Here is a 20,755-nt window from a genome sequence, read left to right as displayed (position 1 = left end):
TTATTATTCTATCTTTATATCTTGCTATTTTTTTTATTCTATCGATTAAGTCTTTTTTATTAAACCTTACATCTAATGTCCACTTGCCTGATTGAGATTTCCCTCCAATAACTCCCGCATTTAGGATACCAGAACGATTTGTTCTATTTAAAAAGAATGCAGAAAAGCCAAGTTCTAGAATGTTCTTGTGCTTATCTGACGCTAAAATCAATTTTTGTTCATTCCACGTTTCTATAGAAACAGAGATGCTATTTATTTTATCACACAACTCTTCTGTATGATTTAATACTGAATACCAGAAAGCATAGATCGCAGGATCTATGTCATTAATAGTGATTTTCCTAACATATTCTTGCATTAATAATTCGAGAGCGACTCCAGCACCACCTGCAAAAGGTTCGATATAGTGGCAATCAAGAAGAGCATTATGTTTTATAAGCCCTTTTAAATAATAGGCTAATTTGCCCTTACCACCCGGATATCTTAATGGAGTATAGAATGCCATATGTCTCACTATAAATTTATTTTCAAAAATCAAAAAAACTCTAACATATTTTGCTTATCTTGGCCACCCCTGACTCTTGAGGAGGCCAAAACAGCTAATATCATCGCCAAATTGCTGAAAAAAGACAGTACAAGTTATCGAAATGCGTATTTAAAGAACTTTTATCGGGTAACGTATCTTTATTATGCATATACTGCTGTAAGGATCCTTGACTCTGAGTGATGCTTGAAGACACTGATTGAACTGATGAGACTTCACTATTGCTCAAGATATTCTTTAATTTAAGATCATTGCTGACGGCAACAACTTTATCATGTAGTCCTTGTTGTTGTTTTTTCAGAACTATACTATTTTTCTCTAAATAACATATTAATGAAAGTTCTAAGAACACTCGGAACAAAACAGATATAGCCATAGGGCAGTCATCATGTCTCAGACGTCCTTTAAGTTCGTCATATATTTTTTTACATTTTTTATTACTGATGTTGAACTTAACATTGCTTGGGATTAAGTTATTCCTATTAGGGTTTGGCTTTACAGTGATATTTTCCTTATGATCTTTATCATTCTTTTGTGGTTTTTCTTTCTCTTGATCGTCATTTATCTGTGGATTTATATTTTCAGAGTTAGTTGGTCTATCATTATTTATTCCTTCATTAGGATTTCCTCCAGAAAATGCCTCCACAGACTCCACTTTTTTTTCTTCTGGTTTGTATGATTTTGGATTTGCTAGCTCCCAATACTTACCTAATTTCTCTTCCGGTTTTGTTATTGAAAGCTCATTAATGACATCTCTGCGATCACTTTTATGTCTAATCTTATTTACAGTAAATATCACTTTTCCTTTATCATCTATTTCCTGCATCGCTCGAATAAGTTTAGATATTTCAATAATAAATCGTTCTTTTTTTTGTGAACAGAATAACTTTCCTTCTGAAACTTCTAAGGCCAACACCTCTCTAACTGCGGGATCACCAAGAAGTCGAGTAATATTAGTTAATTTTAACAATTTAAATTTCGATGTAATGTCTTCGCCAAAACTGGATTCATTCTCTATAAATTTCAAAAATTGGCTACCGAAAGATAAAACACCATTTTTGGATAAATACCTCTCTTGTTCCTTAGTATCCCAACGGACTCTACCCACACCGTTATTTTGACCACTATGTTTCAAACTTATCCAATGCTCAAACTCGTCAGGGTCATCAAAAACAACACAATCTACATTTTCAGGCAGCTCTGGGTTTGTTTGAAGGATTTTCTTGAACCGAGTGATAACTTTCTCATGATCAGATAGCTCAGGTTCATTGAGCAGTTTCAAAGCCGTTATGCGTCGATTACCTTCCGCTACTGTAAATGAGGTTTCATCATCAGAAATTTCGTTCTTGTAGACAATCAGTCGTTCTGAAGGATCTAAACCATGCTCAGCAATATCCTTAGCAAGGAACTCAATCTTATCTGATTGGATTTCAAGCATTAAATTTATTGCTTCACGCTGACTCTCAACAATTCGTGGAAAGCGAGGATTATCCAAGTCAAGGAGCAAATTACTGATGTGTATTGTCTCAATATTCATTAGGTTTCCTTGTAAGAATATACACTTTTAAAAATCAATAAGTTATAAAAATGTTTAATTGATTACTAATACTTTTATAAGCTTCTTATTGTATCATTACACTTAATAAACTTAATTTCTGTTTCCATTATAATCAAATGGTTTGATCGGATTTGTCGCATTCATCTCAAGATAATCAGTCCACAACTCAATCATTAGTCTACGTTCATCAATATGCGCGGAGTTGTGGATATAAGCTGCACACAGAGCTACGCTCTTGATGGCTCATCTGGCGTTCTACACCGTCCTTTGACCACAAACTTGATTTAATCAATGCGTGCGACAAGCCATCGCACGAAAACTACGATCGTAAACTTTTGCTTGGGTATCATTACTCATTTAACACAGACGTTGTTGGAGTAATAGGATCGCATCACTATCACGCAGCAATAGCCTTATGTTTCTGCACTTGAATATAATCCCCCCACCATTGCATAAGATCTGCTCTTTCGACGAGATACTCTGCACGATTGTAAGCGGCTATAATCTCAGTGCTTTTGGTATGAGCCAAAGCCGATTCAAGAACTTCTGTTCTGAACTTACCGCATTCCTCTGCTGCTGTTCTTGCGATAGATCGCATACCGTGGGCAACCAATTCACCACCTAAACCCATACGGATTAACGCTGCATTGGCTGTTTGCTCATGCATATGGGTCAGCGGAGTTTTTATGCTGGGAAATACCCACTCACGATGGCTGCTGATAGGCTGCATATTTTCGAGTATACGAAGAGCTTCTTTGCTGAGCGGCACCTTATGAGGACGTTTCATCTTCATAAATTCAGGGGGGATGTTCCAGATTTTGTTCTCTGTATCGATGTCAGCCCAACGCGCACGAACAGCCTCTCCGGGGCGAACCCAAGTAAGCAATTGCCATTCAATCAGCATACGTGTTTCCAGCCGTATGGAAGCATTAGCCAGTGCAGCCATAAATCTTGGTAGTTCGCTGGGGGGAAGGGCGGGCATATTTTGCTTTTTAGGTTTACTAAAACGCTGACCGAGATTATCAGCAGGATTAAACTCAATAAGTTCTTCTGTCGCTGCCCAGCGGAAGATTTCATTCAGGCGGGAAATGATTCGGCGCAGGGTTTCCAATACACCGCGTTGTTCAATGGGGTCAAGATGCTGCTTCAATAATTTAGGTCGGATTTCTTTGATAGGGACATTCCCCAGACCGGGGAAAATATTTCGTTCAAGACTGCGCCAGATGTCTACTGCATGGTCTTTGGATATACCAGATGTCTTTACCTTCTCATCTAACCACTTTCGAGCAACGGCTTGGAGTGTGTGCTCAGTAGCATCCTTTAATGCATTAGCCTTATCGTTGTTATGGACTTGTGGATCGATGCCATTGGCAAGTAAAGATAGGTATTCATCCCGCAAAGCTCTTGCTCTTGCTAACGTGAGGTGGGGGTAGGTTCCGAGGCTTACCTTTGTTCGCTTTTTAGTTACTGGCACTGCATACCTGAAATACCAATTTTTCTTTCCACCCCTTGAGAGGGGGGCGATTCTTAGCATTAGGCCATCACCGTCAAACAAGTTGATTTCTTTGTCTGCAGGTTTAGCGCTTTTGATTTCAGTATCCGTGAGTTTTTTTGCGAGTTTTGCCATTTTGGGACCCTCAAGTTTTGGACCCTTTGTGTAGGGTCCCAAGGAGGGTGCCATAAGTAGTGGTTTCTAGCAATTCTCAGTAGACTACTATAGACGTAAAAAAGCCCGCAAGGCTGGTTCCATGCGGGCTTAGTAGACTTTACTATACTTCGGTAAAACTAAAAGTGGTGGAGCTGGGGGGATTTGAACCCCCGTCCGAAATTACTACGCCGTCGGCACTACATGCTTAGTCCAGTCATTACATTCGCCGGTTAGCTGCGGACGGACACGCCACTAACAAACTATCCTGATTGGGTTTAACGCTTTCACCCCAGGCAAGGTGTCCACGCGATCTCTTTTAGGTTTGACCTCTCTTGATCCCCGTCCTAAGAGCGGAGGCTAGGGAGAGAGGGAATCTTCAGTTTCTTAGGCTGATTAAGCTGCTAAAGCAGCAGATTCGTATTGCGAGTCGTTTGCAATTATTTTTTTTGCGGTTTTTTACGAGGCCACCGCACCTCGGCATGCACCTTGGGTTTCGCGAATCCCGTCGAATCCAGAATCAGCCCCAAAGAACTTCGCTAGTATAACAGAACTATGTCCTGCTAAGCCAGTCACTTAACGATTTGCGTGCTTCATGATGCGCGCTTTGTCTAACTTCCACTCACGATCTTTAATGTCATCACGTTTATCGTGGTCTTTTTTACCTTTGGCGACACCGATTTTAACTTTAACCCAAGCATTTTTCCAATATACGGAAAGGGCAACTACAGTAAATCCGTCGCGATTAACTTTACCAATCAACGAATCTAGTTCGCGTTTGTTTAGTAGCAGTTTACGGGTGCGCATGGGTTCGCAGACAACATGTGTCGATGCCACGTTTAACGGTGTAATGGTGGCACCAAATAAAAATGCCTCACCGTTTCTAAAGGTTACGTAGCTATCACTAATGTTGGCTTTGCCAGCACGTAGAGATTTTACTTCCCAACCTTGCAATGAAAGGCCTGCCTCGAACTCTTCTTCAATGAAGTATTCATGGCGGGCACGTTTGTTTTGCGCAATGGTTGCGGAACCGGGTTTGTATGCTTTTTTCTTTGTCATAGTGTTGATCATTATACTGTATGCGGAGGCGAATGAAATCCTTTCCCGCAGGATGCCTGTGCATTTTGTCTCATTTGTTGCGAGGAATGACTAGCAGATTTTTTGTCTGGCGGTGGATAAATGGTATTATCAGTGCGTTTTATGTCTCACAGGAAATGTTATGCCACAAATTAGCCGCTCTGCGTTGGTGCCATTTAGCGTAGAACAGATGTATCAACTGGTTAATGATGTTCGCTCTTATCCAGAGTTTTTACCGGGTTGTACTGGAAGTCGGGTACTTGATGCTACTGAAAATGAAATGACGGCTGCCGTCGATGTTGCTAAGGCCGGAATAAGCAAAACTTTCACGACACGCAATACACTCACTGATAACCAGAGTATTGATATGCAACTGGTTGATGGGCCGTTTCGTAAATTAATGGGTGGATGGCATTTTACGCCATTAAGTGCGGATGCTTGCAAGGTTGAATTGCACCTTGATTTTGAATTTACTAACAAGCTGATTGAGTTAGCTTTTGGTAAAATATTCAAAGAATTAGCCGGTAATATGGTGCAAGCATTCACCCAACGAGCGAAAGAGGTTTACAGTGTCTGATATTCACGTTGAGGTAGTTTATGCCTTACCTGAACGCCAATATTTGCGTACTGTTTCTCTTGAGGCTGGAACCACAGTTGAAGAGGCAATTAAAGCTTCAGGTCTGCTTGAGTTGCGCTCTGATATTGATCTCACAAAGAATAAAGTGGGTGTCTACAGCCGCCCGGTGAAGCTTGGTGATAAGCTTAATGATGGGGATCGGGTTGAGATATATCGCCCATTAATTGCAGATCCAAAAGAACTGCGCCGGCAGCGCGCTGAACAAGCAAAGAAATAAGGCACAGTCTGCGCCTTATTTCTTTGTGGTAGCCCTGGACTGCGTTGAAGAAAAACGTGTGCTGCCAGGTGGTTGCATAAGCAATAATTAGACTTTTCGCCTAAGACCCTAATCAGCATTCGTTCCCTCAATCTGCTCTGCAATCTTCGGATAACTTAATTTCCTGCTAACGTTGGTTCATTTTTGATATCGGTTAGTACACCACTGCTATCGAAGGTCAACGTTAATGTTTGTTGTGTGACTTTCTCGTGACCAGGTTGCTGACGGAATACGTAGAACCAGGTTTTAGTGCCAAACGGGTCCTGCAGCATTGGCGTGCCTAGGGTATACGCCACTTGTTGCTGTGTCATACCCTTATGAATTTTGGACGCGTCATTAGGTGATAAATAGTTACCCTGATTAATATCAGGCCGGTAGACCACCTTCTCCAGCGTTGAACAACCCGCAGTAAGCATTGCAAGCATCACAGCGGCGGCAGTCAGCATTTTACAGCGCATAGTAATCACATTCCTTTAGGGCGTAGGATGACGATGATAATAGACCTTGCAGCAGTTGGAAACCTTTACAGGGCACCTGTATGACCTCTGGAAAGGAAAAAAGTTAATCTTTTCTACGCTGCGAGCAATTCTTTTGCATTTGCCAAGGTGTTTTTCGTCACTTCACTACCGCCCAGAAGGCGCGCCAACTCTTGTAAACGGGCTTTTTTATCTAACCGATGCATATGAGTTTCAGTTTCAGTGCCATCAGTTTGTTTACTCACAAAGAAATGTTGATGACCACAACCCGCTACTTGCGGTAGGTGAGTGACACACATAACTTGAGTGGATTCACCCAACTGGCGTAACAGGCGACCCACTATGGCTGCTGTTGGCCCACTGATACCTACATCGACTTCATCAAAGATAAGTGCAGGCGTGTCCATTTTACGCGCTGTAATGACCTGAATAGCCAATGCGATGCGAGAAAGCTCACCACCTGAGGCAACTTTAGCCAGCGGTTGCAATGGTTGGCCGGGGTTTGTGGTAACACAGAATTCGACTCGGGTAGCCCCTTCAGCACTCAGATGCTCAGGCTCAAACAACGTTTCAATTGTGAATTTGCCATGTGGCATGGACAGTTCGTGCATGCTTTCGGTGATCAGCGCTGCCAATTCGTCAGCATAATGTTGACGTTCTTCATGTAACCGCCTGGCGATAGCTAATGCATGCTGATAGTGAGTATTTACTGCATGGCTGAGTTGCTCGTGATCATTTTCTTGTTGTGAGAGCTGTTCTTGCTCATCCAGTAGTTGTTTATGAAATTGTGGTAACTCTTCCGGCGTAACATGGTGTTTACGAGCCAGATTTAATTGACGAGATAACCGCTGTTCCAGTTCATACAGACGATTCGGATCCATATCAAATTGTTCGGCATAATGACGTAATTCATCACTGGCTTCACTGATTTGGATCGAGGCCTCTTCCAGCATATTCAGCAAATTATTAAATTGCTCATCCATTCCTGCCAACTCAGTGAGTTGCTGCTTGGCTGAGTAGAGTTGGCTGAGAATATTATTCTGCTCATCATCAGACAATAACTGTAGGGTTTGTTGGCTGAGTGATAACAACTGGCCACTGTTTGCCAGACGCTTATATTCGACATCAATTTGTTCATATTCCCCGGCTTGTGGGGCAAATGAGTTCAGCTCTTTTAACTGATATTGCAATAGCTCATGACGAGCATTACGTTCCAGTGATTGTTGCTGATGCTGTGCCAGTGCACGGCAGCTTTGATGCCAGATTTGGTAGGCAGCTTTCATTTCAGTGAGCAGGACAGATTGGTTTGCGTAAGCATCGAGCAATTGCTTTTGATGGTCAGGTCTTAGCAACAGTTGATGAGCATGCTGGCCGTGGATTTGAATCAAATGCTGGCCCAGTTCCCGTAATTGGGATAACGGCACGGCTGTTCCGTTAATAAACCCTCTTGAGCGGCCATCAGTGCCAATAGCACGTCGCAGCAAACATTCGTTGCTGTCATCCAGATGATTGTCTTCCAGCCATTGTCGGGCTGATGGGGTGTCTGCTAATGAGAAACGAGCACAAATGTCAGCACGGGTTGCCCCCAAACGTACCATATTGCCGTCTGAGCGGCTGCCAAGGCATAACCCCAATGCATCTATGGCAATGGATTTACCTGCCCCTGTCTCACCAGTAATTGCCGTCATTCCAGGTTGAAAATCAATTTCTAACTCACGCACAATCGCAAAATTACTGATGGTTAATTGGGTCAGCATGGTAAATCTCCTGTACATAAACACATGACTGTATTTGAATACAGTATAAACTGGTTTTATGTACAGTAAAGTCCCTGATGCACTTTTTAGAATAATTTTTTTGACCAACCCAGCTTTGTACTTAACGTGTTGAAATAACTGTAGTCCTTGGGGTGAATAAGATTGAGGTGGAAATCACTGCGCCGAATTAAAACCTCTTCCCCTTCCTGAATCGGCAGTGCTATCTGGCTATCGCAACTAATTTCCAGGTCACTGGTGATTTGGGAAAACTTAAGGCGGATGGTACTGCTACTATTAATAACCAGCGGGCGAGCAGTCAGAGTGTGCGGGAACATGGGAACCAAAACGATGGCATCCAGCGTTGGTGTCAATATAGGGCCACCCGCCGAGAGCGAATAAGCGGTAGAACCGGTAGGTGTGGCGATAATTAAGCCATCTGAACGTTGGGAGAATGCGAAGCGATTATCAATATATACTTCGAATTCAATCATATGGGCGACTTTACCCGGATGCAAAACCACTTCATTGATTGCTGTACTGATGCGGCTTTGTTGATTTGTTCGCGTGACTTGCGCTTCCAGCAAGAAACGTTGTTCGCTGAGATATTCGCCTTCCAGCACATCGGAAAGCTGTTGTTGAGCATTATCGGGATCTAAATCGGTCAAAAAGCCCAGATTGCCTCGGTTGACACCGATCACTTTGATATCATAGCGGGCCAATACCCGAGCAGCGCCCAGCATATTGCCGTCACCGCCGACCACGACGGCCAAATCAGCTTTTTGGCCTATATCAGCCAAACTACCGGTAACGGCGTTGGTTAAATTGAGATCCTTAGCAATCTGTTGTTCCACCATAACGTCATAACCTCTGGCGTTTAACCAGTGGTAGAGCATTTCATGGGTGGCAAGTGCGGCCGGGTGCCGTGGGTGACCGACAATACCAATACAATTGAATCTTTTATTATTCATTGCCGTGATTTTCCTCAATGGGGTGTCTTTTACCCCACATTATGACCGGTTCCCTTGAATCCCCGGTTTTGATCCCCATAATAAGCCAAGTAGCGAGATTAATGCTAAAACGCGGAGATATCCATGAGTAGTAAAGAACAGAAAACACCAAACGAGCAAGTCTCGGAAGAAATGGAAAATACAGCAGAGCAGCAAGTGGAAGCGACACAAGAGACGGGTGAAGGTGTAGATCCGCGTGTTGCCGAGCTTGAAGCGCAGTTGGCTGCAGCTGTACAGCGTGAGCGCGAAAGCTTGCTACGCGCCAAGGCTGAAGTTGAGAATATCCGTCGTCGTACCGAACAGGATGTTGAAAAAGCGCATAAATTTGCGTTAGAAAAATTCTCATCCGAATTATTGCCGGTGATCGACAATCTGGAGCGCGCGCTGGATACTGCCGACAAAACCAATGCTGAATTGACAGCAATGATAGAAGGCGTCGAACTGACCCTAAAATCATTGCTTGATGCTGTCGGTAAATACGGTATCCAGGTTGTCAGTGAGACTAACGTGCCGTTTAACCCTGAAGTTCATCAGGCAATGACGATGCTTGAATCTGCAGATCACGAACCAAATCACGTCATGATGGTGATGCAGAAAGGTTATACGCTGAATGGCCGTTTGTTACGTCCGGCGATGGTCGCGGTATCTAAAGCGAAAGCTTAAGGTGTCCTGATGTGGAAAGGCACCTTTGCGGGTGCCTTTTTTGTTTGTTTTCTTCAGTAAATGACGTTTTATTCAGCCGTTGGCAATTTAGGTTGCCAGTCAATTGGTTGCTGACCCTGCTGCTGCAAGATTTGGTTTGCTTGCGAAAAGTGCTTACAGCCAAGAAAACCGCGATGTGCGGAGAGCGGTGATGGATGTGGGGCTTTTAAAATAAAATGGCGCTGGGTATCAATGATACGGCCCTTTTTCTGAGCATGTGCTCCCCACAACATAAAAATCACACCATCACGATGTTCATTCAGTGCTGCAATGACTTTATCGGTAAAGGTTTCCCAGCCAAGGTTGGCATGTGAGTGCGCATTGCCCGCTTCAACCGTTAACACGGTATTGAGTAGCAATACCCCTTGCTCGGCCCAGCTTTGTAAGAAACCATGATTGGGGCGTTGGAAGCCGGGAATATCAGTAGCCAGCTCTTTGTAGATATTGACCAAAGAGGGCGGTGCTGGGACGCCTGGTAAGACAGAGAATGATAATCCATGGGCTTGATTAGGACCATGGTATGGGTCTTGGCCCAAAATAACCACTTTGACCTGATCCAATTCAGTCAGGCGAAAAGCATTAAAGACATCGTGTTGTGCCGGATAAATGGTTTTGCCAGCATTGCGCTCAGCTGCCACATAGGCCAGCGTATCTTTAAAGTAAGGCTGTTCTTTTTCCTGGCCGATCACATCGTGCCAGGTAAGGGAGGCGGACATAAACACTCTCCTTGGTTTCGGTAAGATATTGATGTGCACTAGCTTACCGGTTCAAACCTGCGAGTGAAACCGCTAAACCTGAGTCTGTGATGTAATGATGTTTTTTTGACCATTAAATACAAAAAATGTTGAAAATTTACAAAAAAAATTGCTCCGAGTCAGATTGATAAAATTGATATAAAACATAAATTTGCCAGTGTCGTGATTGTCGCGGTGGTTGAAAGATTGATTTAAGTCAAAGAATCACGGCGGTCCGACTGGTATATAGAACAATAAGACAACAATGGTTTTACCAAATAACCAAGATAGTTTCTCCCCCTTGGAATTTATAGCCGTATTACGGAGGCACCAAATGATTACTGGTATTCAAATTACTAAAGCTAACAATGAAGCCTTGCTGAACTCTTTCTGGCTGTTGGATGATGAAAAATCTGAACTGCGCTGCGTTTGCGCGAAAGCTGGCTACGCAGAAGATCAAATTGTTCCGGCAAGTGAGTTAGGCCAGATCGAATATCGTGAAATTCCGTTGGAAGTACAACCAACGGTGCGTGTTGAAGGTGGTCAGCATTTGAACGTAAACGTTCTGCGCCGCGAAACACTGGAAGATGCAGTCAAACATCCAGAAAAATATCCTCAGTTGACGATTCGTGTATCCGGCTATGCTGTACGTTTCAACTCACTGACACCAGAACAGCAACGCGATGTGATTACTCGTACTTTCACTGAAAGCCTGTAATTTTTGTCAAAGTAATTAAGTTTCGAATTATGAAGGGAGCCTCTGTGGCTCCCTTTTTTGTTCCTGCAATTTATTCATCCTGAAGTTAGACTGAGATCACAATATTTAATTTACATAAATAAATCTTACCAGTTTCATTTAAGAACTCATCCGATGTGTCGATAGATAAAGTTATTGAGGCTGACTCAATATTGGAATTATCTATCGACAAGGAGTTGGCATGAGTATATCTGTCAGTTTGGTCAGGCCTGTTCTATCAGCAGGATTGATGAGCCAAATAAAACCAATGGAACAGGTCAAGGAAAAGAACTCCACTGCTGTCGGCTCTACGGACAAGCTGCAAAGGGAGCCCACCCCTCGAACTCCTCCTCAGGCAGGTAATGATCTTTATTACAGCATGCTGACCCACCTTGGTGTATCACGTGGTGAACGTGTTTTAGCTGCTGGCGACAATATACCTATATCAAGTGGACCAGGATCACAGCACGCGGACTATTCATTAGCATTACTCGCGAAAGATGTTTACGCTCCTGCTGCGGGAAGCATTGGCGGGTTTACACGGTTGAGTGATACCGCGTTACTTTCGGCGGGAATAGATCCGGCGAGCCTATCGGATACTGCTTCAGGGTTTCAGGCTGGGATTTACAGTGATAACCAACAATATGTGCTCTCTTTCGCGGGCACTAATGATATTCAGGATTGGTTAAGTAATATCCGGCAAGCAACAGGTTATGAGGATGTTCAATATAATCAGGCTGTTGCTCTGGGGAAAACCGCCAAAATGGCATTTGGTGATGCACTAGTCATTACCGGGCATTCATTGGGCGGTGGGCTGGCAGCCACGGCTGCATTAGCCAGTGGGGCTTTTGCTGTAACATTTAATGCCGCCGGTGTTTCTGACCACACATTAAATCGTTTGGGCATGAATCCTGCTCAGGCACGTCAGGCGGCGGAAAGTGGTGGCATACGCCGTTATAGTGAGCAACATGACTTATTGACGGATACTCAGGAGTCAACCTCACTCATTCCTGATGCAATTGGCCATAAGATCACATTGGCTAATAGCGATAAACTGACGGGGGTAAATGACTGGCTGCCACACAAACACCTCGAACGTAGCCTTGCGGCGCATGGTATTGATAAAGTGCTCAGTTCCATGAATGAACAACAACCTTGGGAGCGGCAGTATGCCTGAATCAACACTGACAATGAGGGTGAAACGCCATTTGCGTTACGCTATCTACGGTGTTTTGATGCCATTAATCAGTTTTGAGGGGCAGGCAATGACAGAGATTAATATCGCGTTTACCGATCCGCTGGTTATGCCAATTGCAGATGCGGTTGTTCATGGCAATGTGCAACAGATCCATCAGTTAGCCACTAAATCGTTGTTGCAACAGCAAGGTGAGCAGGCCGTGACACTGATGCAATGGGCTATTCTCAATCAACAACCTGAAAGTTTGGCGGCATTGTTGCAAGAACATGCAGATCCTTTTCAGCCCGGAATGCAGGGTGATACCACCTGGCACACCGCTGCCACTGTGCAAGATGCGCATTACATGCAAATTCTACTTAAAAATAACATTCGGCCTGATGCCAGAAATAGTGTGACACTCGCAACGCCTTTAGCGGCTGCTATCATGGCGGGGCGCGAGATCCAGGTGATCCTGTTGTTGGTCGCCGGTGTTGATCCGAATATTGCTGATCGTGTGGGCGATACGCCGTTACATTTAGCAGGTAAAAGCAATGCACCGGATTTAGCTTTGCGTTTGCTCAAAGCAGGTGCTGACCCTAAAGCCCGTAATAAGCAGGGCGCGACATTCCAACAGTATTTAGCGATGACGCCGCTGAACATTCAAGGTGCTGAAATGCAGCAAAAATATCAGCAATTGAATGCCTGGCTGCGCGGCAAAAAACTTGCAGAGGTTTACCAGCAATAGTGTTTGAACGGCCTGCTTTGGGCTGAAATGCCTAAAAGTAGCACTTCACTGTAAAATCAGGTCCTGTAGCTTGAATCCGTTTGATAACAAATAAAAAAGCCGCTGTTGATAAGCGGCTTTTTTGTCAGGGTGCAGAATTAACTCGCACTCTTGCTATCGGGCTTGTCCTTTGGCTTACGGCGCTTACCCACATTCTTAGCATCGCGATGGCGAACCTTAACCTTCACTTTTTCTTTACTGGCTTCTTTTAGCTCTTTACGTTTCGCTAAAACCTTTTTAGACGGTTTACCTGTGCTTTTCTCGCTCGGCGCTTTACTGGTTGGCCGTAGCTCATCAATCACTCGTGGCTTCAATGGCTCTTTCAGATAACGGCCTATTCTGCCCAGCAATAAATGGTCATGCGCTTCAACCAGGGAAATAGCAACTCCTTTACGCCCTGCACGGCCAGTACGACCAATACGGTGAAGGTAGACGTCAGCAGTCAGCGGCAAATCAAAGTTGAACACGTGGCTGATATCGTCGATATCCAGGCCGCGCGAAGCCACATCAGTTGCAACCAGAACGTTAACCCGGCCATCGCTTAAACGAATCACGGCTTCGGTACGTTTGGCCTGAACCATTTCGCCCTCAAGGAACCAGGCATTAATTCCAGCCTCGCGTAGCCAACTGACCAGTTGATGTACCTTCTCACGGGTACGCACAAAAATAATGGATTTCTGTACTTCTGGTTGCTTCAGCAAATGCACGAGCAAGGCAGTTTTGTGCTCAATATTGTCTGCGCGGTAGTACCATTGCTGAATTTTTTTACGCTCACGGCGTGATGGGTCAGCTTCCAGCTCTACCGGCTCAGTCAGGATGCGCTCCGCAAACTCACGGATAGCTTCACCTTCCAGTGTGGCCGAAAAGAGTAAAGTCTGCTTGCGCCAGCGGGTTTCTGCCGAGATAGTTTCAATATCCTGGGCGAAGCCCATATCAAGCATACGGTCAGCTTCGTCCAGAATCAGCGTTTCTACCGCCCGACAGTCAAAGTTTTCTTCTTTGATGTATTGCAGCAAGCGGCCAGTTGTCGCCACCACAATATCCTGATTCTCACTAAAGACTTCCGCGTGGTTCATATAAGCGACACCACCGGTGATGGTCGCGATGTCCAGTTGGGTATGCTTGGCAAGCTCACGGGCTTGATCTGCCACTTGCATGGCTAACTCACGAGTTGGCGTCAGGATCAAAATCCGTGGGGGGCCAGATTTTTTGCGTGGGAAATCCAGCAAATGCTGCAAGGCGGGCAGCAAAAAGGCGGCAGTTTTGCCGGTACCTGTTGGTGCCGAACCCAATACATCACGCCCATCCATAGCTGGCGGAATAGCCGCAGCTTGAATGGCAGTCGGGCGCTCATAGCCTTTGTCGCGCAGTGCGTCAATCAGGCGTTCATCGAGATCGAGTTCGGAAAAATTGGTTACAGTCATGGTCTTCCTCTACTTGGGGCGCCGATTATAGACGGGTTAGCCGAATTCTTCACCTGTTTAAGCGGTAATGATGTCTTTTCCCTTCAATCATATTGTCCTATGCTACGCCGGTTATAGGTTCTGGTGACTAATGTGGGCGAGCAATTGAAAAAAAAACCGATGTTACGCGGTGGTGGTTTCACTTTTAAACAATTCTTTGTGGCACATGATCGCTGCGCGATGAAAGTGGGCACAGATGGTGTCCTGCTTGGTGCTTGGGCACCGGTAGAAAAAGCGCGCAAAGTGCTGGATATTGGCTGCGGCAGCGGGCTTATTGCTTTGATGATGGCCCAGCGTTCGACACCCGAAGTCATGATTGATGGTGTAGAGCTGGAACCTGAGGCGGCGCAACAAGCAAGCAGCAACGCAGCACAATCGCCGTGGGCGGATCGTATTCATATTTATCAGCAAGATGTACATCAGTTTGCTGAAAACCATCTTCATCAGTATGACCTGATTGTCAGTAACCCACCTTATTTTGCTCCGGCGGTCGCCTGTCGTGATGAAGCTCGGGATACCGCACGTTACACTGGCTCCTTAACTCACGATGCTTTACTAAACTGTGCGGAGAAGCTTATCACAGCAGACGGTATCTTTTGTGTGGTTTTACCTCACGATTTAGGCGGGGAGCTGTCTCGTCTTGCCGTGCAGCAAAATTGGTTTATTCGTTGTCAGGTTGATATCAGAGATCGCCCTGGCAAACCATTACATCGCATGTTGCTAACGCTATCACGCCAGGCTGGTGAGACTGAATTCCAGCAACTGGATTTACGTCAATCGGAAGGGGTGTATTCACCTGAGTTCTGCGCACTAATCAGCGATTTTTACTTAAACTACTAGCGGGTTGTGAAAGCGAATAAAAAGGGGAAGCAGGGCGCGATATTTTGTGTTTACAAAATATGGTGTTCACAAAATATGGTACTCACAAAATATGTGCGCCCTGAATGGTATTATGGATGGAGAATGGTCGGTTTTGGATTATCAAGTTGCTCTGGGTAGTCAAGGGTGTAATGCAACCCGCGACTCTCTTTGCGCTCCATAGCACAACGCACTATTAGCTCAGCAACTTGTACCAGATTACGCAATTCCAGCAGGTTATTCGAGATACGGAAATTGGCATAATATTCATCAATTTCCTGCTGTAATGTTGTTATGCGACGTAAGGCCCGCTCTAAGCGTTTGGTTGTACGTACAATGCCGACGTAATCCCACATAAATAAGCGCAATTCGTGCCAGTTATGTTGGATGACAACACGTTCATCGGAGTTATCAACACGGCTTTCGTCCCAGTCTGGTAAATGCGGAGCCAGCTTGGCCGTCGGTAAACGCACAAGAATATCTTCAGCCGCAGACCAGCCATAGACCAGGCATTCAAGCAACGAGTTAGACGCCATGCGGTTAGCGCCATGTAAGCCGGTATAGCTGACTTCGCCAATCGCATATAACCCGTCGAGATCCGTGCGACCGTGCTGATCGACCATTACGCCGCCGCAGGTATAATGTGCCGCTGGGACGATTGGAATGGCTTCTTTAGTCAGGTCGATACCCAATGACAGCAGTTTTTCGTAGATCATCGGGAAGTGCTGCATCACGAAATCTGTGGGTTTATGGCTGATATCGAGGTACATACAATCCGCGCCAAGGCGTTTCATTTCGTGGTCGATGGCGCGCGCGACGATATCTCGTGGTGCGAGTTCGCCCCGGGCATCAAAATCGAGCATGAAACGGCTGCCATCTGGGCGTTTTAGGTAGGCACCTTCGCCACGTAAGGCTTCGGTCAGTAAAAAGTTGCGAGCTTGCGGATGGAACAGGCAAGTAGGATGGAACTGGTTAAACTCCAGATTGGCAACCCGACAACCAGCACGCCATGCCATGGCAATACCATCACCGGAGGAAATATCCGGGTTGGTGGTGTATTGGTAAACTTTTGCGGCACCGCCTGTCGCTAACACGACAGATTTGGCTCGAAAAGTCTCAACTTTCTCTAATTCGCGGTTCCAGATATAAGCGCCAACGACGCGTTTTGTCCCCGGCAGACCAATTTTATTGGACGTGATAAGATCGACTGCATTGCAGCGCTCTTTAACTAAAATGTTCGGATGAGCCCTTGCTTTGCCCACCAGGGTGGTCTCTACTTCTTTACCTGTAGCATCCGCGGTATGTAGTATACGGCGATGGCTATGACCACCTTCTCGGGTAAGGTGATAACGTTCTTCGCCACTGGCATTGGTTTCGGTATCAAAAAGAACACCTTGATCAATCAGCCATTGCACACAAGAGCGGGCGTTGCTGGCGATAAACTCGACGGCTTCTTTGTCGCAAAGTCCTGCTCCGGCGATCAGGGTGTCATCGACATGTGAACTGATGCTGTCAGTTTCATCAAAAACGGCGGCAATACCTCCCTGAGCGTAAAAAGTGGCGCCTTCATTTAGTGGTCCTTTGCTCAGAACGGTGACTTTACAATGTGGCGCAAGACGTAAAGCCAGTGATAAACCGGCAGCGCCACTCCCGATGATCAATACATCGCTAACGTGTTCAGATGATGATTGCATATCGTATGATGTGTGCAGAAGAAGAGTGAAATTCATGTTAGCCTATCTGCCAGAGCAAAAGCTATGGCTATAAGATGTCTAAAGAATATTCAGACAAATAATCTGGCAACATGGAACTTTGCAAATTTTATAAACTCCAAGCGTGTGCTTGCTCAGGAAAATAAAGATATGGCTGGCAGTACTACTTTTAGCGTGGGGATAGATTTCGGGAGAGTTCACCTCGGATGAGCGAGCAGTTAACGGATCAGATGCTGGTTGAACGGGTCCAGAAAGGTGATCAGCAATCGTTCAATTTACTGGTAATTCGATACCAGCATAAGGTTGCGAGCCTCGTATCCCGATACGTACCTCAGGGCGATGTCCCTGATGTAGTTCAAGAATCTTTTATTAAGGCCTATCGCGCCCTGGAATCGTTTCGTGGCGATAGTGCTTTTTATACCTGGTTGTACCGTATTGCTGTTAATACGGCGAAAAATTATTTAGTCGCTCAGGGTCGGCGCCCGCCATCCAGTGATGTAGATGCAAATGATGCTGAAAATTACGAAAATGCGGGTGCATTGAAAGAAATATCGAACCCTGAGAACTTAATGTTGTCAGAGGAATTGAGGCAGATAGTTTTTAAAACCATAGAGTCACTTCCTGAAGATCTCCGGATGGCGATTACACTCAGGGAGTTAGATGGTCTAAGCTATGAAGAGATAGCTGTAATTATGGACTGTCCGGTCGGTACTGTTCGTTCCCGTATCTTCCGTGCCAGAGAGGCTATCGATAACAAAGTTCAGCCGCTGATTCAGCGATAAGCGGACAAATAAAGGGTATTTGGCATGCAGAAAGAAAAGCTTTCCGCTCTGATGGACGGAGAAACTCTTGATAGTGAGCTGATGGGGTCTTTATCCAAAGATAAAGCGCTACAGCAAAGCTGGCAGAGCTATCATTTAATCCGTGATACCCTGCGGGGGGACGTTGGTGAAGTCTTGCATCTGGATATCGCCAGCCGTGTCGCAGAGGCGCTCAAAAATGAGCCTGCTCGTTTTGTTCCTATTGCTGTGCCTGAATCTCAGCCACAACCTCATGTCTGGCAGAAAATGCCTTTCTGGCAAAAAGTTCGCCCATGGGCCAGCCAGATTACCCAGGTTGGGGTTGCTGCGTGTGTTTCTCTTGCAGTTATTGTGGGTGTTCAGCAGTATAACCAACCGGCATCCGGCAGTTTACAGCCAGAAGCACCCGCCTTTAATACATTACCGATGATGGGTAAAGCATCACCTGTCAGTTTTGGTGTACCTGCTGATGGTTCTTTCGGAACGTCTCAACAGCATCAAGTTCAAGAGCAACGCCGTCGTGTTAATATGATGACGCAATTGCAAGATTTTGAATTGCAACGTCGTTTGCCGCAAACTGATGTGTCGCAGGTACCTTCAGCATCTACGCAAGCCGCTATTCAGGTCCCTGGAACTCAGTCCTTAGGAATGCAGCAGCAGTAATGAAGCAATTTTGGTTCTCCGTCTGTTTAATGGCGGGCAGCCTGTTCATGCCAACAATTGCTGCGGCGGAAACAGCGCCGATAGCAATGTTGCAGGACATGAGTGCTGCCAGCCAATCGCTCAATTATGAGCTATCGTATATAAACGTTAACAAGCAAGGGATTGATTCTCTTCGCTATCGCCATGCCATCCTGGATAAAAAAACGTTAGCGCAATTGCTACGCATGGATGGCCCGCGTACCGAGATCATACAGCGTGGTGACGAGATAAGTTATTTCGAGCCAGGGTTTGATTCTTTTACGTTGAGCGGTGAGCATATTGTTGATGCTTTACCTTCCGTTGTATTCCCCGATTTTGACAAGCTATCAAAATATTATAACTATATCGCACTAGGCCGCGCCCGTATTGCCGATAGGCCATGTCAGGTTATTCGCGTGGTTGCCCGTGATAGTACTCGATATAGCTATATTATTTGGATGGATGAGACAACAAAACTACCGATGCGGATAGATCTGTTGGATCGTGATGGTGAAACACTTGAGCAATTTCGTGTGATTTCTTTTGCTGTCGGCGAGCCTATTCAGGAGATTCTGCGAGGTGTATTAAAGCTGCCTTTACCGCCGTTGCTAGCTTTACCAGCAAAAAATAAGGTGGATTTTGCTTGGACTCCGCGTTGGTTGCCTGAAGGGGTTACTGAGGTTTCGCGTAGTCGCCGCACATTGCCTAATATGGATACACCAACGGAATCACGGCTCTACTCTGATGGTTTGTTTAGCTTTTCGGTGAATGTCAATCCTGCTGGCAAAGATGCGCCTTCCGAACAATCACTGCGCCAAGGGCGTCGCACGGTTCATACAGAAGCACGTAACAATGTAGAGATCACAGTAGTCGGTGAGTTACCGCCTTCAACTGCGAAGCGTATTGCCGATAGTATCGTTTTGGAGTCTGCAAAATGATGAAGGAATGGGCAACAGTTATCTCATGGCAAAATGGGGTAGCACTTTTACGTTGTGAACCACATTCTGGTTGTGGAAGTTGTAATGCTCGTACTGGATGTGGCAGCCATCTTTTAAATGAATTGGGGCCAGAATCAGAGCATCAGTTAAAAATAGCAATTTCACAACCCCTTGAACCAGGGCAAAAGGTTGAAGTTGGGATCAGTGAAGGTAGCTTATTACGTTCCGCTGCTTTGGTTTATTTGACCCCATTAGTCGGATTAATTGCTGGTGGTGCTTTGTTTCAGGCTTTATTTATTACCGATGCCTTTACTGCTCTGGGGGCTATTTCCGGTGCGGGGTTGGGTTTTTTATTGGCTAAAGTTATCGCGAGTAAAATTGAAGGGCAAAGCACTTATCAACCAGCTATTTTGCAGATTGGCTTACCACCAACAGCTATACGTATCCAGCAAGAATAGTTTAGCTAGCCATAATAGGCTGGTATTCGGTTCTGTATCATGTGTTCCAGCAGGGCAATAAAAAGATCAGCACTGATAAGAGATGAGTAGTCTATTGAAAATAGTACGTTATCTTTCGCGTCAAATAATCGTATTTTATCATGATGTGCTTCACGCAAGGTTTCTATACGCTGTATATCCTCAATATTAATAGTACCTTTTGCAGTCACTAATGAGTGAGCACTCAGTGAGAGTGGGATGGTGTCTATTTGTATTTTTTTCATTTTAATAATATTAAATATTAGTGACTTTAACCAAACATCATTTCCTTGTACGATGTCAAATACGATTGTTTTACTTTGTGATAATCTATTTAAACTTATTAATCCGACATTCATAACCTGCTGATGGATTATGGTGTTTATGAGAGGGTATGCATTAGTGATATTATTAATGATAATGTTCCAAGGCTGGTTTTTTGATGTGCGGAATGCCATTGCGTTAATTTTCCCATTGGGATTTATTCCTGCGTGATATTTATAAATATATTCTATCTTATTAAATGATATAAAATAAACGTTTCCACTATGATGATTAAAAACGCGTACGCCTTTTTCATACAGAAAATAGGTAAATATCGGATTGTCATATTGACGTGAGTATAGCAGTAAGCTCAATGATATACCGGCAATAGCAACGCATAAAATTGAAAGAATAGAGGGCGTTGAAAAAATAGATGTTGTTAATGATAAACTTATTATTACGAAGCTTAATCC

General features: G+C 44.8%; 22 protein-coding genes and 1 other RNA gene. 11 read left to right on the top strand and 12 right to left on the bottom strand.

Annotated features, from left to right (window positions below; all coding sequences use genetic code 11):
- From HU019_RS18565 to smpB, 5 genes are all read right to left on the bottom strand, one after another.
- A partial coding sequence (locus HU019_RS18565) for a DNA adenine methylase (protein ID WP_174850511.1) occupies positions 1-505 on the bottom strand: 505 nt, incomplete at its 3' end.
- Positions 506-605: 100 nt separating this feature from the next.
- Positions 606-2,081, bottom strand: a complete 1,476-nt coding sequence (locus HU019_RS18560; RefSeq protein ID WP_174848489.1) for a hypothetical protein — start codon at positions 2,079-2,081, stop codon at positions 606-608.
- Positions 2,082-2,499: 418 nt separating this feature from the next.
- On the bottom strand, positions 2,500-3,729 hold the full coding sequence (locus HU019_RS18555; RefSeq protein ID WP_174848490.1) for an integrase domain-containing protein: 1,230 nt from the start codon (positions 3,727-3,729) through the stop codon (positions 2,500-2,502).
- Positions 3,730-3,894: 165 nt separating this feature from the next.
- Positions 3,895-4,275: a transfer-messenger RNA gene (gene ssrA, locus HU019_RS18550) on the bottom strand.
- A gap of 48 nt (positions 4,276-4,323) precedes the next feature.
- The gene (smpB, locus tag HU019_RS18545) at positions 4,324-4,806 is read right to left on the bottom strand and encodes an SsrA-binding protein SmpB (RefSeq protein ID WP_005166313.1); all 483 of its coding nucleotides are present in this window, start codon (positions 4,804-4,806) and stop codon (positions 4,324-4,326) included.
- Positions 4,807-4,966: 160 nt separating this feature from the next.
- Here smpB and HU019_RS18540 point away from each other — a divergent pair, with 160 nt between their 5' ends.
- Both HU019_RS18540 and HU019_RS18535 read left to right on the top strand, forming a co-directional pair.
- On the top strand, positions 4,967-5,401 hold the full coding sequence (locus tag HU019_RS18540) for a type II toxin-antitoxin system RatA family toxin (RefSeq protein ID WP_011815744.1): 435 nt from the start codon (positions 4,967-4,969) through the stop codon (positions 5,399-5,401).
- Complete coding sequence (locus HU019_RS18535; protein ID WP_174848491.1) at positions 5,394-5,678, top strand: RnfH family protein; 285 nt, start codon at positions 5,394-5,396, stop codon at positions 5,676-5,678. Before HU019_RS18540 ends, HU019_RS18535 begins: the two co-directional genes overlap by 8 nt.
- A gap of 155 nt (positions 5,679-5,833) precedes the next feature.
- On the opposite strand, the gene bamE is transcribed toward HU019_RS18535, so the two are convergent.
- The 3 genes from bamE to nadK all read right to left on the bottom strand — a co-directional run bounded on the left by bamE (position 5,834) and on the right by nadK (position 8,918).
- The gene (bamE, locus tag HU019_RS18530) at positions 5,834-6,175 is read right to left on the bottom strand and encodes an outer membrane protein assembly factor BamE (protein WP_019212230.1); all 342 of its coding nucleotides are present in this window, start codon (positions 6,173-6,175) and stop codon (positions 5,834-5,836) included.
- A 113-nt stretch (positions 6,176-6,288) separates the two neighbouring features.
- Complete coding sequence (recN, locus tag HU019_RS18525; protein ID WP_174848492.1) at positions 6,289-7,950, bottom strand: DNA repair protein RecN; 1,662 nt, start codon at positions 7,948-7,950, stop codon at positions 6,289-6,291.
- 86 nt (positions 7,951-8,036) lie between these two features.
- A complete protein-coding gene (nadK, locus tag HU019_RS18520) occupies positions 8,037-8,918 on the bottom strand; it encodes an NAD(+) kinase (protein ID WP_174848493.1) in 882 nt (293 codons plus the stop codon).
- Positions 8,919-9,041: 123 nt separating this feature from the next.
- On the opposite strand from nadK, the gene grpE reads away from it, so the two are divergent.
- Positions 9,042-9,620, top strand: a complete 579-nt coding sequence (gene grpE / locus HU019_RS18515; protein WP_174848494.1) for a nucleotide exchange factor GrpE — start codon at positions 9,042-9,044, stop codon at positions 9,618-9,620.
- A 68-nt stretch (positions 9,621-9,688) separates the two neighbouring features.
- On the opposite strand, the gene ung is transcribed toward grpE, so the two are convergent.
- Positions 9,689-10,375 carry a uracil-DNA glycosylase gene (gene ung / locus HU019_RS18510; protein WP_174848495.1) on the bottom strand — a complete coding sequence of 229 codons (687 nt, stop codon included), beginning with the start codon at positions 10,373-10,375 and terminating at the stop codon, positions 9,689-9,691.
- Positions 10,376-10,727: 352 nt separating this feature from the next.
- On the opposite strand from ung, the gene grcA reads away from it, so the two are divergent.
- The 3 genes from grcA to HU019_RS18495 all read left to right on the top strand — a co-directional run bounded on the left by grcA (position 10,728) and on the right by HU019_RS18495 (position 13,051).
- On the top strand, positions 10,728-11,111 hold the full coding sequence (gene grcA / locus HU019_RS18505) for an autonomous glycyl radical cofactor GrcA (protein ID WP_050076445.1): 384 nt from the start codon (positions 10,728-10,730) through the stop codon (positions 11,109-11,111).
- A gap of 220 nt (positions 11,112-11,331) precedes the next feature.
- A complete protein-coding gene (locus HU019_RS18500) occupies positions 11,332-12,306 on the top strand; it encodes a DUF2974 domain-containing protein (RefSeq protein ID WP_174848496.1) in 975 nt (324 codons plus the stop codon).
- A gap of 88 nt (positions 12,307-12,394) precedes the next feature.
- On the top strand, positions 12,395-13,051 hold the full coding sequence (locus HU019_RS18495) for an ankyrin repeat domain-containing protein (protein ID WP_174848546.1): 657 nt from the start codon (positions 12,395-12,397) through the stop codon (positions 13,049-13,051).
- A 137-nt stretch (positions 13,052-13,188) separates the two neighbouring features.
- Here HU019_RS18495 and srmB read toward each other — a convergent pair whose 3' ends face one another.
- Positions 13,189-14,514, bottom strand: a complete 1,326-nt coding sequence (gene srmB, locus HU019_RS18490; RefSeq protein ID WP_174848497.1) for an ATP-dependent RNA helicase SrmB — start codon at positions 14,512-14,514, stop codon at positions 13,189-13,191.
- Between the two features lie 132 nt (positions 14,515-14,646).
- Between srmB and trmN the strand changes: the two genes are divergently transcribed.
- Positions 14,647-15,393, top strand: a complete 747-nt coding sequence (gene trmN / locus HU019_RS18485) for a tRNA(1)(Val) (adenine(37)-N(6))-methyltransferase TrmN (protein ID WP_174848498.1) — start codon at positions 14,647-14,649, stop codon at positions 15,391-15,393.
- Between the two features lie 110 nt (positions 15,394-15,503).
- On the opposite strand, the gene nadB is transcribed toward trmN, so the two are convergent.
- Positions 15,504-17,105 carry an L-aspartate oxidase gene (nadB, locus tag HU019_RS18480; RefSeq protein ID WP_174848499.1) on the bottom strand — a complete coding sequence of 534 codons (1,602 nt, stop codon included), beginning with the start codon at positions 17,103-17,105 and terminating at the stop codon, positions 15,504-15,506.
- Between the two features lie 224 nt (positions 17,106-17,329).
- Here nadB and rpoE point away from each other — a divergent pair, with 224 nt between their 5' ends.
- Genes rpoE through rseC form a run of 4 tightly spaced genes read left to right on the top strand, consistent with a single transcriptional unit; the run spans position 17,330 to position 20,000 of the window.
- On the top strand, positions 17,330-17,905 hold the full coding sequence (gene rpoE / locus HU019_RS18475; RefSeq protein WP_005159396.1) for an RNA polymerase sigma factor RpoE: 576 nt from the start codon (positions 17,330-17,332) through the stop codon (positions 17,903-17,905).
- Positions 17,906-17,929: 24 nt separating this feature from the next.
- Positions 17,930-18,586 (top strand): anti-sigma-E factor RseA, encoded by a 657-nt coding sequence (gene rseA, locus HU019_RS18470; protein WP_174848500.1) that lies wholly within the window; start codon positions 17,930-17,932, stop codon positions 18,584-18,586.
- A complete protein-coding gene (gene rseB / locus HU019_RS18465; protein ID WP_174848501.1) occupies positions 18,586-19,542 on the top strand; it encodes a sigma-E factor regulatory protein RseB in 957 nt (318 codons plus the stop codon). Before rseA ends, rseB begins: the two co-directional genes overlap by 1 nt.
- On the top strand, positions 19,539-20,000 hold the full coding sequence (gene rseC, locus HU019_RS18460; protein WP_174848502.1) for a SoxR-reducing system protein RseC: 462 nt from the start codon (positions 19,539-19,541) through the stop codon (positions 19,998-20,000). Before rseB ends, rseC begins: the two co-directional genes overlap by 4 nt.
- Before the next feature lie 5 nt (positions 20,001-20,005).
- Here rseC and HU019_RS18455 read toward each other — a convergent pair.
- Positions 20,006-20,755: hypothetical protein (locus tag HU019_RS18455; protein WP_235921494.1), on the bottom strand; the 750-nt coding region annotated here is incomplete at its 5' end.

It is taken from the genome of Yersinia artesiana, assembly GCF_902726545.1.
Lineage (GTDB): Bacteria > Pseudomonadota > Gammaproteobacteria > Enterobacterales > Enterobacteriaceae > Yersinia > Yersinia artesiana.
This window is presented reverse-complemented; position numbering and strand designations above follow the sequence as displayed.

Excerpts from the sequence above, each read along its gene's own strand:
- HU019_RS18560 (WP_174848489.1), bottom strand. The coding sequence starts at position 2,081 with ATGAATATTGAGACAATACACATCAGTAATTTGCTCCTTGACTTGGAT.
- HU019_RS18555 (WP_174848490.1), bottom strand. The coding sequence starts at position 3,729 with ATGGCAAAACTCGCAAAAAAACTCACGGATACTGAAATCAAAAGCGCT.
- smpB (WP_005166313.1), bottom strand. The coding sequence starts at position 4,806 with ATGACAAAGAAAAAAGCATACAAACCCGGTTCCGCAACCATTGCGCAA.
- HU019_RS18540 (WP_011815744.1), top strand. The coding sequence starts at position 4,967 with ATGCCACAAATTAGCCGCTCTGCGTTGGTGCCATTTAGCGTAGAACAG.
- bamE (WP_019212230.1), bottom strand. The coding sequence starts at position 6,175 with ATGCGCTGTAAAATGCTGACTGCCGCCGCTGTGATGCTTGCAATGCTT.
- recN (WP_174848492.1), bottom strand. The coding sequence starts at position 7,950 with ATGCTGACCCAATTAACCATCAGTAATTTTGCGATTGTGCGTGAGTTA.
- nadK (WP_174848493.1), bottom strand. The coding sequence starts at position 8,918 with ATGAATAATAAAAGATTCAATTGTATTGGTATTGTCGGTCACCCACGG.
- grpE (WP_174848494.1), top strand. The coding sequence starts at position 9,042 with ATGAGTAGTAAAGAACAGAAAACACCAAACGAGCAAGTCTCGGAAGAA.
- ung (WP_174848495.1), bottom strand. The coding sequence starts at position 10,375 with ATGTCCGCCTCCCTTACCTGGCACGATGTGATCGGCCAGGAAAAAGAA.
- grcA (WP_050076445.1), top strand. The coding sequence starts at position 10,728 with ATGATTACTGGTATTCAAATTACTAAAGCTAACAATGAAGCCTTGCTG.
- HU019_RS18500 (WP_174848496.1), top strand. The coding sequence starts at position 11,332 with ATGAGTATATCTGTCAGTTTGGTCAGGCCTGTTCTATCAGCAGGATTG.
- HU019_RS18495 (WP_174848546.1), top strand. The coding sequence starts at position 12,395 with ATGACAGAGATTAATATCGCGTTTACCGATCCGCTGGTTATGCCAATT.
- srmB (WP_174848497.1), bottom strand. The coding sequence starts at position 14,514 with ATGACTGTAACCAATTTTTCCGAACTCGATCTCGATGAACGCCTGATT.
- nadB (WP_174848499.1), bottom strand. The coding sequence starts at position 17,105 with ATGCAATCATCATCTGAACACGTTAGCGATGTATTGATCATCGGGAGT.
- rpoE (WP_005159396.1), top strand. The coding sequence starts at position 17,330 with ATGAGCGAGCAGTTAACGGATCAGATGCTGGTTGAACGGGTCCAGAAA.
- rseA (WP_174848500.1), top strand. The coding sequence starts at position 17,930 with ATGCAGAAAGAAAAGCTTTCCGCTCTGATGGACGGAGAAACTCTTGAT.
- rseB (WP_174848501.1), top strand. The coding sequence starts at position 18,586 with ATGAAGCAATTTTGGTTCTCCGTCTGTTTAATGGCGGGCAGCCTGTTC.
- rseC (WP_174848502.1), top strand. The coding sequence starts at position 19,539 with ATGATGAAGGAATGGGCAACAGTTATCTCATGGCAAAATGGGGTAGCA.